14 protein-coding genes are annotated in these 15,412 nt (G+C 45.1%); 9 read left to right on the top strand and 5 right to left on the bottom strand.

What is annotated here, in order from left to right; genetic code table 11:
- The first annotated feature begins 38 nt into the window (after positions 1–38).
- From OCV61_RS06815 to OCV61_RS06805, 3 genes are all read left to right on the top strand, one after another.
- Entirely contained in the window at positions 39–572 is a 534-nt protein-coding gene (locus OCV61_RS06815) for a TetR-like C-terminal domain-containing protein (RefSeq protein ID WP_158421195.1), read from the top strand.
- 212 nt (positions 573–784) lie between these two features.
- Entirely contained in the window at positions 785–1,354 is a 570-nt protein-coding gene (locus OCV61_RS06810) for an HdeD family acid-resistance protein (protein WP_158421194.1), read from the top strand.
- Between the two features lie 45 nt (positions 1,355–1,399).
- A complete protein-coding gene (locus tag OCV61_RS06805; protein ID WP_158421193.1) occupies positions 1,400–2,773 on the top strand; it encodes a radical SAM/SPASM domain-containing protein in 1,374 nt (457 codons plus the stop codon).
- A gap of 117 nt (positions 2,774–2,890) precedes the next feature.
- Here the strand turns inward: OCV61_RS06805 and OCV61_RS06800 are convergent, their stop codons facing one another.
- The 3 genes from OCV61_RS06800 to OCV61_RS06790 are packed head-to-tail and all read right to left on the bottom strand — an operon-like array spanning position 2,891 to position 6,034.
- The gene (locus OCV61_RS06800; RefSeq protein ID WP_262582721.1) at positions 2,891–4,216 is read right to left on the bottom strand and encodes a phosphodiester glycosidase family protein; all 1,326 of its coding nucleotides are present in this window, start codon (positions 4,214–4,216) and stop codon (positions 2,891–2,893) included.
- A gap of 50 nt (positions 4,217–4,266) precedes the next feature.
- Positions 4,267–5,130, bottom strand: coding sequence for a YitT family protein (locus OCV61_RS06795; RefSeq protein ID WP_158421191.1), 864 nt, complete (start codon positions 5,128–5,130; stop codon positions 4,267–4,269).
- A gap of 37 nt (positions 5,131–5,167) precedes the next feature.
- Complete coding sequence (locus tag OCV61_RS06790) at positions 5,168–6,034, bottom strand: class I SAM-dependent methyltransferase (RefSeq protein ID WP_158421190.1); 867 nt, start codon at positions 6,032–6,034, stop codon at positions 5,168–5,170.
- 262 nt (positions 6,035–6,296) lie between these two features.
- Here OCV61_RS06790 and OCV61_RS06785 point away from each other — a divergent pair, with 262 nt between their 5' ends.
- The 6 genes from OCV61_RS06785 to OCV61_RS06760 all read left to right on the top strand — a co-directional run bounded on the left by OCV61_RS06785 (position 6,297) and on the right by OCV61_RS06760 (position 13,322).
- Positions 6,297–7,580: an aspartate aminotransferase type Ic gene (locus tag OCV61_RS06785; protein ID WP_158421189.1), complete on the top strand. Its 1,284-nt coding sequence runs from the start codon at positions 6,297–6,299 to the stop codon at positions 7,578–7,580.
- A gap of 53 nt (positions 7,581–7,633) precedes the next feature.
- Positions 7,634–9,034 carry a L,D-transpeptidase family protein gene (locus tag OCV61_RS06780; RefSeq protein WP_158421188.1) on the top strand — a complete coding sequence of 467 codons (1,401 nt, stop codon included), beginning with the start codon at positions 7,634–7,636 and terminating at the stop codon, positions 9,032–9,034.
- Between the two features lie 89 nt (positions 9,035–9,123).
- Positions 9,124–10,161, top strand: a complete 1,038-nt coding sequence (locus tag OCV61_RS06775; protein WP_158421210.1) for a D-alanine--D-alanine ligase family protein — start codon at positions 9,124–9,126, stop codon at positions 10,159–10,161.
- A 5-nt stretch (positions 10,162–10,166) separates the two neighbouring features.
- Positions 10,167–11,537: a UDP-N-acetylmuramoyl-tripeptide--D-alanyl-D-alanine ligase gene (locus tag OCV61_RS06770; protein ID WP_158421187.1), complete on the top strand. Its 1,371-nt coding sequence runs from the start codon at positions 10,167–10,169 to the stop codon at positions 11,535–11,537.
- Between the two features lie 140 nt (positions 11,538–11,677).
- The gene (locus tag OCV61_RS06765; RefSeq protein WP_158421186.1) at positions 11,678–12,271 is read left to right on the top strand and encodes a hypothetical protein; all 594 of its coding nucleotides are present in this window, start codon (positions 11,678–11,680) and stop codon (positions 12,269–12,271) included.
- Positions 12,272–12,365: 94 nt separating this feature from the next.
- On the top strand, positions 12,366–13,322 hold the full coding sequence (locus tag OCV61_RS06760; RefSeq protein WP_158421185.1) for a D-2-hydroxyacid dehydrogenase: 957 nt from the start codon (positions 12,366–12,368) through the stop codon (positions 13,320–13,322).
- On the opposite strand, the gene OCV61_RS06755 is transcribed toward OCV61_RS06760, so the two are convergent.
- Both OCV61_RS06755 and OCV61_RS06750 read right to left on the bottom strand, forming a co-directional pair.
- Positions 13,316–14,659 carry an ATP-binding protein gene (locus OCV61_RS06755; protein ID WP_262582720.1) on the bottom strand — a complete coding sequence of 448 codons (1,344 nt, stop codon included), beginning with the start codon at positions 14,657–14,659 and terminating at the stop codon, positions 13,316–13,318. The two genes, OCV61_RS06760 and OCV61_RS06755, sit on opposite strands and share 7 nt — an antisense overlap.
- The gene (locus OCV61_RS06750) at positions 14,656–15,402 is read right to left on the bottom strand and encodes a LytR/AlgR family response regulator transcription factor (protein ID WP_158421183.1); all 747 of its coding nucleotides are present in this window, start codon (positions 15,400–15,402) and stop codon (positions 14,656–14,658) included. Before OCV61_RS06750 ends, OCV61_RS06755 begins: the two co-directional genes overlap by 4 nt.
- Positions 15,403–15,412: the final 10 nt, after the last annotated feature.

Genomic DNA, 15,412 nt, shown 5'->3' with positions numbered 1-15,412 from the left:
GCAGAAGCATACAAGTTTTGAACAGGCAGGAAAGAATAATGGCGGGTTTTACAAAAGAGATTATCATTCAGACACTTTTAGAGCTGCTTAATGAGAAGCCGCTGGCGAAAATAACAGTAAAAGATATTGTAGAACGCTGTGGAGTCAACAGAAATACGTTTTATTACCATTTTCGGGATATTCCGGATGTGATGCACTTCGCACTGAAGCGTGAAGCAGACAGAGTGATGAGCAGCCAGATGGAGATCGGAAGCTTTATGGAAGGGCTTGTGCTTCTGGCTGAACGTCTGGGAGAGAACAAAAAAGCAATCCTTCATATCTATCGGTCAGCAGATAAGGAAGTCATTGCAAAACACCTTCGTGAGCTGGCAGAGTACATTATTACCCAGTATGCAGGGAAGGACAGTGATCTTGCACAGATTCCAGAAAAAGACAAGAAGCTTCTCATACATTACGAAAAATGTGTGATCGTAGGGATGCTTCTGGACTGGATGGATCAGGGGATGAAATATGACCTGGTTGAGTATGCACGAAGATTGAATGCTATTTTAAAAGAACATGGAATGTGGTAAATGTCATCACTTTCTATATTATAGCCTGGGACTTTTAACAGTCCGGCATCATTTGTTAAATCGTATAACAACAAGAACGGATTATGTTTATTTTTAGACATAATCCGTTTTTTGTCTGTTTTGATCTTCTTTTTTTTGAGGTATACTTAGTTTAATGAAAGGATGATGCCGCTTGACGATGTCATCACCATATAAGAAAGGAGGAGCAGGAAATGGATTCTCTGAAAATGCTGAAGATAGCCAGAAATGGTTACATAGCAATTTCCCTGATCTTTTGTGCCATGGGATTGTTTCTTGTGTGCAAACCGGGATGTTCTGCGGTTATTTTCTGCACCATCATAGGTCTTTTGTTTATTGCTGATGGGATCATCAAGATGATCGGCTATTTTTCAAAAGATTTTTACTGTCTGGCATTTCAGTTTGATTTTGCATTTGGCATACTGATGGCAGCAGTGGGGATCGTGATCCTGGTAAGGCGTGAAACCATTATGCATCTGATTTTTGCAGTGCTTGGGCTTATGGTTCTTATGGATGCCCTGGTACGGATACAGATGTCCATTGATGCCAGACGCTTTGGCTTAAGTCTCTGGTGGAGGATCCTGCTGGCAGCCATACTGGTTGGGATTTTCGGGATGATCCTGCTGATCGATCCTTACGGAGGGGCGAAGATGACCATGGTTCTTACAGGGATCAGCTTCCTGCTGGAAGGTGCCTTGAACCTGGGTGTAGCCATATACACTGTGAAAGTGATCGAAGGCAAATGGGACAGGTATGATCAGTAAAATAATTTATACAATATAGAAAGATGTATCTATAAGGAGGAAATTATGAAGATTACAGACAAGGTAAAACAGGCGGCTATCAGCGCCGCAGTAAAGCAGGGCTTAAGCTATCTGGAGAAAGATCCTGAAACCAATATTCCAAAGCTGATGGCTCTGGTTGATAAGTATTCACCGGATGACTGGTATGTAGGACAGAGAAATGCCATCCGTAATGCAATTAAAGATAAAGACAGCAACTGGTATCAGCTGATCATGCGTATTTATGATCTTGATCCTGAGGTAAGAAAGGTATTTTTCCAGAACTTTATCATCAATGCCAGCCTGAAAGGAAGTGCAAGACAGGATGAGGTGGCAGCAGAGAATAACTGTAATGTACCATGGGCGATCCTTCTGGATCCTACCAGTGCCTGCAATCTGCACTGTACCGGATGCTGGGCAGCTGAGTATGGACATAAACTGAACCTGAGCCTTGAGACCATTGATTCTATCGTAAGACAGGGTAAAGAGCTTGGTACTTATATGTACATTTATACAGGCGGTGAGCCTACCGTGCGTAAGAAAGATCTGATCAAGATCTGTGAAATGCATCCGGATTGTGAGTTCCTTGCTTTTTCCAACGGTACATTATTTGACGAGGAATTCTGTGATGAGATCCTGAGAGTAAAGAACTTTGTTCCTGCATTCAGTCTGGAAGGCTCTGAGGAAGCCAATGACGGACGTCGTGGAGAGGGTATCTATCAGAAGGTTATGCATGCAATGAAGCTTTTGAAAGACAGACATCTTCCCTTTGGTGTATCCACCTGCTATACAGGAGCAAATGTAGACAGTGTAAGCAGTGAAGAATATTTTGATCATCTGGTTGATTGCGGCGCTTTGTTTGCATGGTTCTTCCATTATATGCCGGTTGGAAACGATGCTTCACCGGAGCTGCTTCTTACTCCGGATCAGCGTGAAAAAATGTATCACAGCATCCGTGATTTCAGAAGTACAAAGTCTATCTTTACACTGGATTTCCAGAACGATGCAGAGTATATCGGCGGATGTATTGCAGGAGGAAGACAGTATCTGCATATTAATGCAAACGGTGATGTGGAGCCATGTGTATTTATTCATTATTCAAACTGCAACATCAAAGATACATCCCTGCTGGATGCACTGAAGAGCCCGATCTTCCAGGCTTATCATGATAATCAGCCATTTAATGAAAATATGCTCAGACCATGCCCAATGCTTGAGAATCCTCAGATCCTTCCTCGTCTTGTGAAAGAGACAGGAGCCAAGTCCACAGACCTGCAGTCTCCGGAGACAGCAGATCATCTGTGCGGCAAGTGCGGTCAGTATGCAGAATGCTGGAAAGAAAGAGCAGATCAGCTGTGGGAAAAGACTTTGGGAAAAAAGAAAGCAAAAGCTGCAGAATGATTTTTTTGCAATAGAAAACTGATAGAAACATAAAAGAAAAGCGGTGCACTGTCATTGATCCTTGAAAGGATCTGACAGATGCACCGTTTTTGGGACACTGTAATCATATCGTGGGTTTTATTTTGTAAAGTAAAGGAAATCTGCGCAGGGACGCTGATAATCGCTGATCAGGCTGTTCATAACATTGCCATTGTAATATAAAGTGGCTGAGCCGCCTCCGTCCAGATTGTAGGCATAGGTGCAGCCATAAGACAGAAAGATATTAACCATATCCCAGTGATTCAACCCTGTATAGGAACCGGTATTTGTAACAAGAAGCACGTAGTTACAAGGAGAGATCATGCCAATGGCAGTTCTTGGATAATATTTGGCTGTTTCGGACCAGGCTGGCTGTACTTTGCCATCTTTGATCAGCACAGGGCCAAAGTTGTAGGTATCCTTTACCCCATCTGCCAGCAGGTCTTTTCCCATCAGTCCCTGGGCAGGGGTATAAATGGTTCCGTCTTTTTTTACTGCCATTACACTGTAACTGGTCATGTAATCTCCGTAGATCTTACCGTTTTTGATGCACATGCCCAGTGGGGAAGGCTTCCCTGTCTGGTAGCTGAAAGCACTGCCGTTCACACCAATGATCCCGCCGTTAGACGATACAGCACTGGATGTGGTCTGGCGTGTGCCTCCGTAAGTACCATAGGATAATGCAGAACGCAGCTGGGAAGGACTGGAAATATGTATTTTGGCAGCCCAGTAAGAAACCCCATGCATGGATTTTTTGCGAAGATCGATCTTCAGGGTGCTGCTTGTGTAGGTATAATGGGAGGAACTTAAGGTCTTGTCCGGCTGCGGCTCCCTGGTAGCAATCCTTTGACCGATGTTGTTAACATAAGCATCATCAATCCATTGATTCCTGGCCATAACGCCGGAGGTTTTATCAAAATAGTAATAGAAATTGCCTATTTTCTGCCAGCCCTTTGCCATGGTGGAGTCTGCCAGGAAGTAATAGCGTCTGCCTTTGGAAGTAAGCCATTTCTTTGCAATGGCAACCCCATTTTTGTCAAAACAGTAACGCTTGCCTTTGCTGGTAGCCCAGCGGTTGCGGAACATGATCCCTGTACTGGGAGAACAGTAATATCGCCGGCCTCCTTTTTTGAGCCAGCCGGAAGCACGGCGTCCGTTGGTATAGCTGTAATAGTAATTGCCCTTGTACTTGATACGGCCATACATCAGCCGTCCCTTCGTATTGTAGAAATAATAATGCTTGCCAAGCTTTACCCAGCCTCTTCTGGTGGAGGAGGTGGTTTTTACCTGGGTTTTGGAAGCCTTTACATAGGAAGCTGCCTGTGCGGAGGCAGTGCCTGTAAAGCCAAGAAAGAAAACAGACAGGCAGATCAGAAACCATTTCCCAAATCGCTGTGCCTGTACAGGTCTTGATACATCATTCATTATAATCATCCTCTTTAATGCATGGAAAAGCAGGAGAAGTCCTGCTTTTCTCAATAATCTGTCTTATGGTAAAAACGTCCGTTGATATAGTCTGTCTTGATCAGATTTACAAAGGCAGAAGGATCTGTTTCGTGTACCTTTTTCACAAGAAGCTTTGCTTCATCTCTGGATACTACGGAATAGAGCAGGCTGGTCCCCTCACCGGTATAGCAGCCATTCCCCTCAAAACGGGTGGCAGAATGGTGGGTCAGCTGGGAAATCTCGTGGTAAACCAGATCAGGATGTCTGGTAACGATGAATAGCGTATGCTTCTTGTAACGCTGATGAAGCATCTGTATAGTCTGGGTGGAGGTGAACTGGAAAATAATGGAGTACAGTGCACGGTCCCAGCCAAACAGGATACCTGCGGCCACAAGGATGCAGGCATTGGCACAGAAAACATAATTCCAGATATCTTTGCCGCTTTTTTCGGAAAAATAAATGGCAAAGAAATCGGTGCCGCCGCTGCTGGTATTGCCGATCAGACAAAGGCTGATGGAAAAGCCGTTGATAAGCCCTCCGAAAATGCTGATCAGCAGAGAATCATAGGTGATAGGCTGTGCAGGGATCAGGTCTGTAAGCACACTGGAAAGAAGGATCACACAACAGGAGCTGATGGTGAACTTCTTGCCGATAAAGCGGAAGCCTACGTAAACAGGAATGCTGTTCAGTAGGATATTGATCACAGTGTAAGGAATCTGAAGCCCTAAAAACTGGGCAAAAATGTTCTGGATCAAAAGGGTAAGACCGCTGACGCCTCCTGGATAAAGACCGCCTGCTCTTACAAAGGTTTTGATATTAATGGCAAAAACAGTAGCTGCAAGTACAGCACAGCCATAGCGCTTACATTCATGCTTGATATTCAATTGTTCCATAACACTCTCTCCTTGTTACAGATGTTATTAGATGTTATTAATGGGAATCTGCCTCCCACCGTCCGGATGCTCCGCAGGGAAGGATCAGACCGTTATTTCTGACAGGAAGTCCGATCTCCTGGGAATCTACATGGCCATTGAACCTGCCAAGCTCTGTAGACAGCATATAAGTAAGTACAGCCGGTGCCAGCCCTGTAGTGTAGGAATTAACAAGGAAGAAAAGGGGCTGATCAGAAAGAAGGGAAGCACACAGCTTGATCAGGGGATGGATCGCTTCCTCGATCTTCCATACTTCTCCTTTGGGACCACGGCCATAAGAGGGAGGATCCATGATAATGGCATCGTAATGATTGCCCCTTCGGATCTCACGCTCTACAAACTTTACACAGTCATCTACAAGCCAGCGGATGGGGGCGTCTCCAAGACCTGAGGCCACAGCATTTTCTTTGGCCCAGGTAACCATACCCTTGGATGCGTCTACATGGGTCACATTGGCTCCTGCAGCAGCTGCTGCAAGGGTAGCACCTCCTGTGTAGGCGAAAAGATTCAGCACCTTGATGGGACGACCTGCATTACGGATCTTGTCCCCAAACCAGTCCCAGTTGGCAGCCTGTTCCGGGAAAAGGCCGGTGTGCTTGAAGCTGAATGGCTTCAGATGGAAGGTCAGCTCCTTATAATGAATGTCCCATTGCTGCGGCAGATCAAAAAATTCCCATTCTCCACCGCCTCTGGAGCTTCTGTGATAGTGTGCATTAGGCCTTTTCCAGCCTTTGTCTGTGCGTGGGGTGTCCCAGATCACCTGAGGATCCGGACGGATCAGAAGGTAGTCCCCCCATTTTTCCAGCTTTTCCCCACGGGAAGTGTCTATTACCTGATATTCTTTCCAGTTATCTGCAATCCACATGAAATAAAACCTCGTTCTTTTTGAATTTCCTTTGATGGCAGGTGTGCCTTATAAGAACAGTATAGTGGAAAAGGGAAGGTTGTGCAAGGCAAAAAGAGGGATACAGGTGATCCTTATGGTTGGAATATACGAAAAAAGTGCATACTCCATATAAATATTGTATGGGGAAAAGGCTTGACAACCAATAATTTAGCATACTAAAATGTAACAGATATACAGGGAGTGGTAAAATCCCTTGAAATACAGGCAAGAGGAGGAAATTATGAAGAAATATACCGAAATGAACAAGGAAGAACTGCAGGCACTGAAAAAAGAACTGGACGCTCAGTTTGCAGAGGTAAAGGCACAGGGACTTGCCCTTGACATGTCCAGAGGAAAGCCAAGTGCTGCACAGCTTGATCTTTCTATGGAAATGATGGATGTTCTTGGCAGCGGTGATGACCTGAAATGCGAGACAGGGGTTGACTGCAGGAACTACGGGGTGATCGACGGTATTCCGGAAGCCAAAAGACTTCTTGGAGAAATGTCTGAGGTGGATCCGGATCACATCATTATCTACGGTAACTCAAGCCTGAATGTTATGTTTGACAGTATTGCACGTTCTATGACACACGGTGTTATGGGGAATACACCATGGTGCAAGCTGGATGAAGTAAAATTCCTCTGTCCTGTTCCAGGATATGACCGTCATTTCAAGATCACAGAGTTTTTCGGAATCCAGATGATCAATGTTCCTATGACACCACAGGGACCGGATATGGATATGGTAGAGGAGCTGGTAAGCAAGGATGCATCAATTAAAGGGATCTGGTGTGTACCTAAATACTCTAACCCACAGGGATATACCTATTCAAAGAAAACAGTTGAGCGTTTCGCCAGACTGAAACCGGCAGCACCGGATTTCCGTATTTACTGGGATAATGCATACAGCATCCACCATCTGTATGATGACAATCAGGATTTCCTGGTAGAGATCCTGGCTGAATGTGCAAAAGCAGGCAATCCAGATCTGGTCTACAAGTTTACATCCACATCCAAGGTAAGCTTCCCTGGATCAGGTATTGCAGCAGTAGCAGCTTCTAAGGCTAACCTGGATGATTTCCGCACTTATATGCAGATACAGACCATTGGTCATGACAAGCTGAACCAGCTGCGTCATGTAAAATTCTTTAAGGATCTGGACGGACTTCGTGCACACATGAGAAAGCATGCAGCCCTGCTTCGTCCTAAGTTTGAACTGGTACTGGATACTCTGGAAAAAGAACTGGGAGGTCTTGGTATTGGTCAGTGGACCAGCCCCCACGGCGGTTACTTTATTTCCTTTGATTCACTGGATGGCTGTGCAAAGGCAATCGTAGCAAAAGCAAAAGAAGCAGGCGTTGTGCTTACCGGAGCCGGTGCAACCTATCCATATGGAAAGGATCCGAAAGATTCCAATATCCGTATTGCACCGTCCTTCCCTACACTGGAAGATCTGGAAAAAGCAGCACAGGTATTTGTTTTATGTGTAAAACTCGCAAGTGTGGAAAAACTATTAGCAATGTAAGAACAGCGGGCCTGTAAAGCCACAGACCCCTGTGACTGGATCGGAGGCAGTTTATGGCAGAAGAAAACAGGAAAATGGGAGCAGGAAAGAAGATAGTGATGGTTTTGATCGTGATTCTCCTCCTGTGTACTGTAGGAGCATATGCTTATGGAGTATATTATTTCAGCAGCCATTTTCTGCCTGGATCCACAGTAAATGGATTTAATTGTTCTTATATGACAGCAGGGGAGGCAGAGAGCCTTCTTGGAGAAAGAGTGCATGCATATGCACTGGCAATCGGTACGAAGAATAATGGACAGGAAGGGATCACAGCAGAGGACGTGGGACTTTCCTATCAGTCTTCTGGAAGTGTACAGAAGCTGATCAAAGATCAGAACCGTTATAAATGGTTCCTGGCTTTTGGACAGGATCAGGTGTATGATGTAGCTGAGGACATTTCCTATGACGAAGGGAAGATGACAAAGGCCATAGACGGTCTGAAGTGCATGGATCCGGACAAAGTGGTCCAGCCTGTGGATGCCCAGATCAGGGATACAGGGGAGAAGTTTGAGATCGTGCCTGAGGTGGCAGGGAATGCCCTGGATCCTTTGAAGGTAAAGCAGGTGATCGCCAATGCAATGGTAACAGGACAGAACCAGGTGAATCTGGAGGATGAAGCCTGTTATCTGAAGCCGGCAGTATATAGCACAGATGAGCAGCTGATCCGTAATTGTGAGCAGATGAATCAGCTGTCAGATGTGATCATTACCTATGATTTTGCAGACAGGACAGAAACAGTAGACAGAAGCGTGATTGCTGATTGGTTTAATATAGATCAGAACGGAGATGTGTATCTTGACGAAACACTGGTAGCAAAATATGTGGATGCGTTAGGATACAAATATGATACATTTGGAAAGACACGTACTTTCCTCACATATGATAACAGGGAAATTACAATAGAAGGCGGAGATTATGGATGGGCCATTGACCAGCAGGCGGAGACTAAGGCATTGATCGCAGCAGTAGAAAGCGGGGAAACCCAGGTGCGGCAGCCGGTTTATGCTTACTCCGGATGGAGCCGTGCAGCCAATGATATCGGCTACACTTATGTGGAGATCGACCTGACTAATCAAAGACTTGTATTTTATAAAGACGGGAAACCGATCATAGATACTCCTGTAGTAACAGGAAATCCAAATATAGATGGCTGTGCTACACCTACCGGATGCTTTGCACTGGCAAACAAAAAGTCTCCTTCTGTACTCACAGGAGAGGATTATGCAGCAGAGGTCACTTACTGGATGCCTTTCTCTGGAAATGTAGGGATCCACGATGCTGTATGGAGAACTGAATTTGGCGGTAATCTTTATCAGCTGGAAGGGTCTCATGGATGTGTAAATTTACCTTATGACCAGGCAGCAGCTCTTTACAGCAATGTGGAGATCGGCATGCCGGTAGTGGTATATCAATAGAAGAAAATGAATATAAGAAATTGGATATACGGAATTAGGTTATAAGAAATTAAATATAAGGAAATGAATATAAGGAGATGAATCTTATTATGAAGATCGTTGTTTTGGCAGGCGGAACCAGTACAGAACGGGATATTTCCATTATGTCAGGTACAGGCATCTGCAAAGCACTGAGACAGAAAGGACACCAGGCAGTTCTGGTGGATATTTTTTGTGGTACAGAGAATGTGGACTGGGCAGATCCTTTCCCTGAGGAATACGATGTTGACCAGGCTGTAGAATATATGAAGAGCTTTAATCCTCAGATTGAAACCATGAAAGCCGAAAGACGCAGTTTCTTTGGACCAAATGTACTGGAATTGTGTCAGGCAGCTGATATTGCATTTCTGGGACTTCACGGGGCTAACGGGGAGGATGGTAAAGTACAGGCGGCTTTTGATCTGATGGGGATCAAATATACAGGTACCGGTTATCTGAGCAGCGCCATTGCCATGGACAAATGTATGACAAAGGAATTTTTCCTGGCAAATCATGTGCCCACTCCTAAGGGGGCTACCCTGACAGGAGAAAATGGCTTTGATACAGATCTGTCAGTTCTTGGACTGGAGTTCCCTGTGGTTGTTAAGACCAGCTGCGGTGGTTCCAGTGTAGGCGTTTACATTGTAAATGACCAGAAAGAGTATGAAGAAGCTTTAAAAGAAGTAAGTATTTACGGAAACGAAGCAGTTGTAGAGGAGTACATAAAGGGGCGGGAGTTTTCTGTATCCGTAGTAGACGGAAAGGCGTATCCAATTATTGAGATCGCACCGATCCAGGGCTTTTATGATTACAAGAATAAATATCAGGCTGGATCTACTGTAGAAACCTGTCCGGCACATATTTCGCAGGAGTTGACAGACAAGATGCAGGATCTGGCTGTAAAGGCGGCAAAGGCTTTGAAGCTGGAAGCTTACAGCAGACTGGATTTTCTTATGAAGGAAAACGGGGATATGTACTGTCTGGAGGCAAATACACTTCCGGGGATGACTCCTACCAGCCTGATCCCTCAGGAAGCCAAGGTTCTGGGCATGGATTATCCACAGCTTTGTGAGGAACTGATCCGTTGCTCCATGAAGAAATACAGGTAAAGTTTATGAAGAATCTTACATTAGCAAATATTGCAAAGGCCTGTGGAGGTGTTTACCATGGGCCTGAAAATAAAAAAGACATACAGGTTTCCTCTATTACCACAGACAGCAGGCAGATACAGCCGGAAGGTCTGTTTGTACCCATAGCAGGTGAGCGGGTGGATGGACATACGTTTATCCCACAGGTTATGGAAAAGGGTGCCCTTGCCACATTATCAGAAAGACCATTGGAAGGAGCACAGTATCCTTACATCCAGGTGCAGTCTTCTCTTCAGGCAGTGAAGGATATTGCAGAATTTTATCTTAAGCAGCTGGGGATACCGGTAGTGGGAATCACCGGCAGTGTAGGCAAGACAAGTACCAAGGAAATGATCGCTTCTGTTCTGAAGGAAAAATATAAAACCCTGAAAACCCAGGGGAACTTTAATAATGAACTGGGACTTCCCCTTACTGTATTCCGGCTGCGGGAAGACGATCAGATCGCAGTTCTTGAAATGGGGATTAGCGATTTTGGGGAAATGACCCGTCTTGCAAAGATCGCCAGACCGGATACCTGCGTGATCACCAATATTGGTACCTGTCATCTGGAGTTTCTGGGAAACCGGGACGGAGTATTAAAGGCAAAAACAGAGATTTTCCAGTATGTGAACCCGGATGGGCATATTGTGCTGAACGGGGACGATGACAAGCTGTGTACAGTGAAGGAATATCATGGCATAAAACCGGTATTTTTCGGCATGGATCAGGGACTGCCTGTTTATGCAGATGAAGTGAAAAGCCTGGGACTGAAAGGGATGTCCTGCAGGATCCATATGGGAGAAGAAAGCTTTCCGGTAAAGATCCCTATGCCTGGACAGCACATGATCTATAATGCACTGGCAGCAGCTGCTGTAGGCAGGATTTATGGACTGACCATCCCTCAGATCTGTCAGGGCATTGAAAGCTATGAATCGATCAGTGGCAGATTCCATATGATCGACACAGAGAAATATCTGATCGTAGACGACTGTTATAATGCCAATCCTATGTCTATGAAAGCATCACTGGATGTGTTAAAGGATGCCGATGGCAGGAAAGTGGCAATCCTTGGCGATATGGGTGAACTGGGCGAGGATGAGATCGCCCTTCATGAAGGTGTGGGAAGCCATGCGGCAAAGTGCGGGATCGACCTTCTGATCTGTTGCGGCAGCCTTTCCGGATATATGGCACAGAAGGCAAAGCAGGACAATCCTTCTCTGGATGTGATCTATGAGCCGGATCGGGAGGCTTTGCTCAGTAAGATTGGAAGCTATGTAAAAGAAGGAGACACCATCCTTGTAAAGGCTTCTCATTTTATGCATTTTGAAGAATTGGTAAATAAACTGCAGAAAGTCTGAGACTTAGTGATATAGCCTCCGGCAGGATTGCAGATGCGAAATTTGTCAGGCAGGTATAGAATTTGACGAACGATTTATGTACCGCAGGCTCCTGTTTCGGGGTATAATCTTCTTTAGCAAGAAGATATAAGGAGGAGCTTATGGTAAAAAAAATCATGGATCTGTACCTGCTGCTTTATTGTATGGCTGGACTTGGAGTCCTGGGCGCTGCAGGTATGCTTGCCACAAATCTTTCTTACAGAAGAATAATCAGAAAAACGGGCCGCTTATCAAATCTTAAAGAGAAGTGGCTTAATTTATGGAAAACAAGAGACAGGCTGCTGCATCGGATGAATCGATTTGTATGGTATTGTTCCCTGTTATCAACAGCAGTCCTGGGATTGGCTTTTTATCTGACAACTGCTTATGACCTGGAAAAAGGCATGCCATTGATCTATTTGTATATCGGAGCTGCAGTACCTGTGGTGCTGATGCTTTTAAGGTGGGGACTGGACTTTTCTTACAAGGAAAGCCTGGTCATGGGCACATTATCCGACTATATTGAGCAGATGCGTACTTGGGTGGAGGAGATCCCAACGAAGGAGAAAGCAGATCCTATCCTGAAGGAGCAGGTAGTGGACAAGATCACAGCCAGCATCCGCCAGACTGCTGCATCCGGCAGTCATTTCAGCAAGATGCTTACTCCGGAGGAGGAAGAGATCATGCGTGAGATCATACGGGAATTTATGGACTGAATCGTTACATTTAGGATACATAGGATGTGCACTTACGTCCGCCTTTATAAGCAGCGGGTAACAAATGAGTCTCAGTGAAGAGAGGAGATACGACATGAAGATCGTAATATTGGAAGCAGACAGTCTGGGAGAAGATATGGTATTTACTCCTTTTGAAGAGTTTGGGGAAGTGGTGATCTATCCTTCTTGCACCAGTGAGCAGGCGCCTGAGCGTGTGCAGGATGCAGATGTAGTGATCGCCAATAAAGTACCTATCTGTGAAGCAACCATTGGACAGGCAAAGAATCTGAAACTGGTATGCCTTACTGCTACAGGGATCAATAACCTGGATGGGGATTATCTTAAAGCAAAAGGGATCGCTGCCTACAATGTGGCTGGGTATTCTACGAACGGAGTGGCACAGCATACCTTTGCACTGCTTTTCTATATTTTGGAAAAGCTGTCCTATTATGATCAGTATGTTAAATCCGGAGAATATGCAAGAGGAAGCTGTTTTTCCCATTTCGGAAAAAGCTTCTGTGAACTGCAGGATAAAACCTGGGGGATCATTGGGCTAGGCGCTATTGGCAGAAGAGTGGCGCAGCTGGCAGAAGCCTTTGGCTGCAAGGTGCTGTGCTATTCAGCATCAGGACATAAGTATGACAGCAGATATGAGCAGACAGATTTTGATACTCTGCTGGCAAAGTCGGACTTTATTTCTGTCCATGCACCATTAAATGCATATACTGAAAATCTGTTTACGCTGGATGCTTTTAAAAAGATGAAGAATACAGCCATCTTTATTAATGTGGCAAGAGGAGCCCTGGTAAATGAGCAGGATCTGTACACAGCATTGACCACAGATGAGATCGCAGGTGCTGCGCTGGATGTACTTTGCAGGGAACCTATGGATCCGGAGAATCCGCTACTGAAGATACAGGACAGCACCAGGCTTCTGATCACACCTCATATTGCCTGGGCTGCAAAAGAAACACGTTTCCGGGTAGTAGAGGAGGTAGTCCAAAATATACGCCGTTTCCAAAGGGGAGATACTGTAAACCGGGTTTATTGAAGCGGCGGCAGATCCTGCCATAGCGGGATCATCACATCAATATAAAATTCAGTACCAATATGGGAGAACCGGGCGAAGCCATGGTATTTTTCAGCGATAGTCTCGATGGAAGACAGACCGATCCCGCTTCCTCCCTGTTTATACACGGGCAGATACTGCCCGTTTCTTTTGTTTATTTTTCCGTCAAAGTTGTTGGTGGAAACAATATAGAGATTCTTTTCCTTTTCTACAGATACGGACAGATCATGGTATTTAGGACTGTCTGTCACAGTATTACATCCTTTGATCACATTTTCCAGAAGATTTCCCACTAAAGTGCAAAGATCCACATCCCCCACAGGGATTTTGTAAGGAAGCTGGATTTTCCAGTGTGTCTTGATCTGCTGATTCTGTGCTGCCTGCTGATAGTAATTCAGCAGGGAGTTTAAGGCATAATTCTGGCAGAAATCACTGGTTTCCTTTACAGGCAGGGTTTTCATATATTCATCCAGATAAGAACTAAGAGAAGCGTAATCCTGTTCATTTAAAAGACCCTGGAGAGTGACTACAGTCTGACGGAAATTATGGCGCAGCACAGCTGTCTGCTCTATGTATCGCTGCTGTCTCTGATACAGGGATTCCTGCATGCTCATAAGCCGCAGCTTCCGGGAATTCTCTGCATTTGTCAGAATTGTCTGCGCTACAAAATAGAAAACAAAATAAATGAAACAAAGCATAAAGATCATACAAACCAGTATCTGCCAGAATACAGTAAATACACGATACGAATAAAGTACCTGGTAGTTATGGGGAATGATGAAAATATTCAGAATAAAAAATGTACAGGAAACAAGAGACATGGCGTACCAGGGGGCATCTGCCTTCAGAGAATGGATCAGCCTGCTTCCAAAATGGGCAACCGGCCACCCAAGAAGCAGAACCAGAAGAATACTGCATCCGAATTGAAAAAGACAGGCTTCCAGACTGAAACTGTTTGCAGGTGCATCAGGATGGAGCAGGGCGTCAAAGCCTCTGGCAAAATTGCTGCAAAATGCCATCAGTGCTATGCACAGGCAGAACGTATTCAGGTTCTGGCTGAAACGGGTAGTAAGAAGGCGGTTGTAACCGATGAAAAATATGATGATCATAATCCCCACTGTGATATTGTCATCCAAATGGAAGAAAAATCCCAAACAGACTCCAACAGGCACCATCAGGATGAAAAGAAGTGAAAATGCAAGGATCACGGACCGGGATGACCATTTCATATATTGCCTGGTGGGGAGAAAGCAAAAAATAGCCGCAGGGATAATGGCAAGGTAGGTGCAAACGTCAGAGAAAAAATACTGTAAAGTCATGAATGAAGTCTCCTTTCTGCCATCTTGTGACGGATGGAGGCAAACGTATAATCCTCCCATTGCTGACGGATCCTGGAAAGTCTGCGTGTAGATACAGGAAGCTTCTGGCCGTTGGAAAGGATACACAGATTGCTGTCAAAACCGGAAATGTAGTCCATATTCACAAGGATTCCCCGGTTAATCTGCCTGAAACGGCTTTCATTCTCAAGATCAGCAGTCAGCTTTGAAAAGCTGATCAGCGGATCATAACGGCCGCCTTTATTGTCTGTAACAACGGTACGGTGGTCATCAGAAAGGATGCTGATGATCTCACTATGGGGAATCCGGACCGTCTGGCGGTTATGAGTGAATTCCAGATACTGGATATCTGTCTGCATCAGACGCAGGGCATCCTGAAGGACACGGGAAATATCCGTCTGCGTGACAGGCTTTTGGAGATAGTCAAAAGCATGACAGCGGAAGGCTTGAGGCAGATGGTCACTACTGCTTGTCAAAAAAACGATCAGGCAGCTTTCATCCTGTCTGCGGATCTGCTGGGCAGCTTCAATGCCTGGCAGTCCGTCCATATAGATATCCATAAAAAGTATGGAATATTTATGTGGGGTAAAATCTGCAAGCAGTTCCTCACTGCTGGAGTAGCAGGTGATGGAAAAATCTATATTGCTGGAATCAGCAAATTGCTGGATCAGCTTCCTGGTATGGGTAAGTACCTGGGGCATGTCATCAATTAATGCTATGTTCATTATCTGTCAC

The organism is Blautia ammoniilytica (genome assembly GCF_025566965.1).
GTDB classification, from domain to species: Bacteria; Bacillota; Clostridia; order Lachnospirales; family Lachnospiraceae; genus Blautia_A; species Blautia_A ammoniilytica.
This window is presented reverse-complemented; position numbering and strand designations above follow the sequence as displayed.

Bases quoted from the DNA above. Each gene is read 5' to 3' on its own strand.
- OCV61_RS06815 (WP_158421195.1), top strand. From the start codon at position 39: ATGGCGGGTTTTACAAAAGAGATTATCATTCAGACACTTTTAGAGCTG.
- OCV61_RS06810 (WP_158421194.1), top strand. From the start codon at position 785: ATGGATTCTCTGAAAATGCTGAAGATAGCCAGAAATGGTTACATAGCA.
- OCV61_RS06805 (WP_158421193.1), top strand. From the start codon at position 1,400: ATGAAGATTACAGACAAGGTAAAACAGGCGGCTATCAGCGCCGCAGTA.
- OCV61_RS06800 (WP_262582721.1), bottom strand. From the start codon at position 4,216: ATGAATGATGTATCAAGACCTGTACAGGCACAGCGATTTGGGAAATGG.
- OCV61_RS06795 (WP_158421191.1), bottom strand. From the start codon at position 5,130: ATGGAACAATTGAATATCAAGCATGAATGTAAGCGCTATGGCTGTGCT.
- OCV61_RS06790 (WP_158421190.1), bottom strand. From the start codon at position 6,034: ATGTGGATTGCAGATAACTGGAAAGAATATCAGGTAATAGACACTTCC.
- OCV61_RS06785 (WP_158421189.1), top strand. From the start codon at position 6,297: ATGAAGAAATATACCGAAATGAACAAGGAAGAACTGCAGGCACTGAAA.
- OCV61_RS06780 (WP_158421188.1), top strand. From the start codon at position 7,634: ATGGCAGAAGAAAACAGGAAAATGGGAGCAGGAAAGAAGATAGTGATG.
- OCV61_RS06775 (WP_158421210.1), top strand. From the start codon at position 9,124: ATGAAGATCGTTGTTTTGGCAGGCGGAACCAGTACAGAACGGGATATT.
- OCV61_RS06770 (WP_158421187.1), top strand. From the start codon at position 10,167: ATGAAGAATCTTACATTAGCAAATATTGCAAAGGCCTGTGGAGGTGTT.
- OCV61_RS06765 (WP_158421186.1), top strand. From the start codon at position 11,678: ATGGTAAAAAAAATCATGGATCTGTACCTGCTGCTTTATTGTATGGCT.
- OCV61_RS06760 (WP_158421185.1), top strand. From the start codon at position 12,366: ATGAAGATCGTAATATTGGAAGCAGACAGTCTGGGAGAAGATATGGTA.
- OCV61_RS06755 (WP_262582720.1), bottom strand. From the start codon at position 14,659: ATGACTTTACAGTATTTTTTCTCTGACGTTTGCACCTACCTTGCCATT.
- OCV61_RS06750 (WP_158421183.1), bottom strand. From the start codon at position 15,402: ATGAACATAGCATTAATTGATGACATGCCCCAGGTACTTACCCATACC.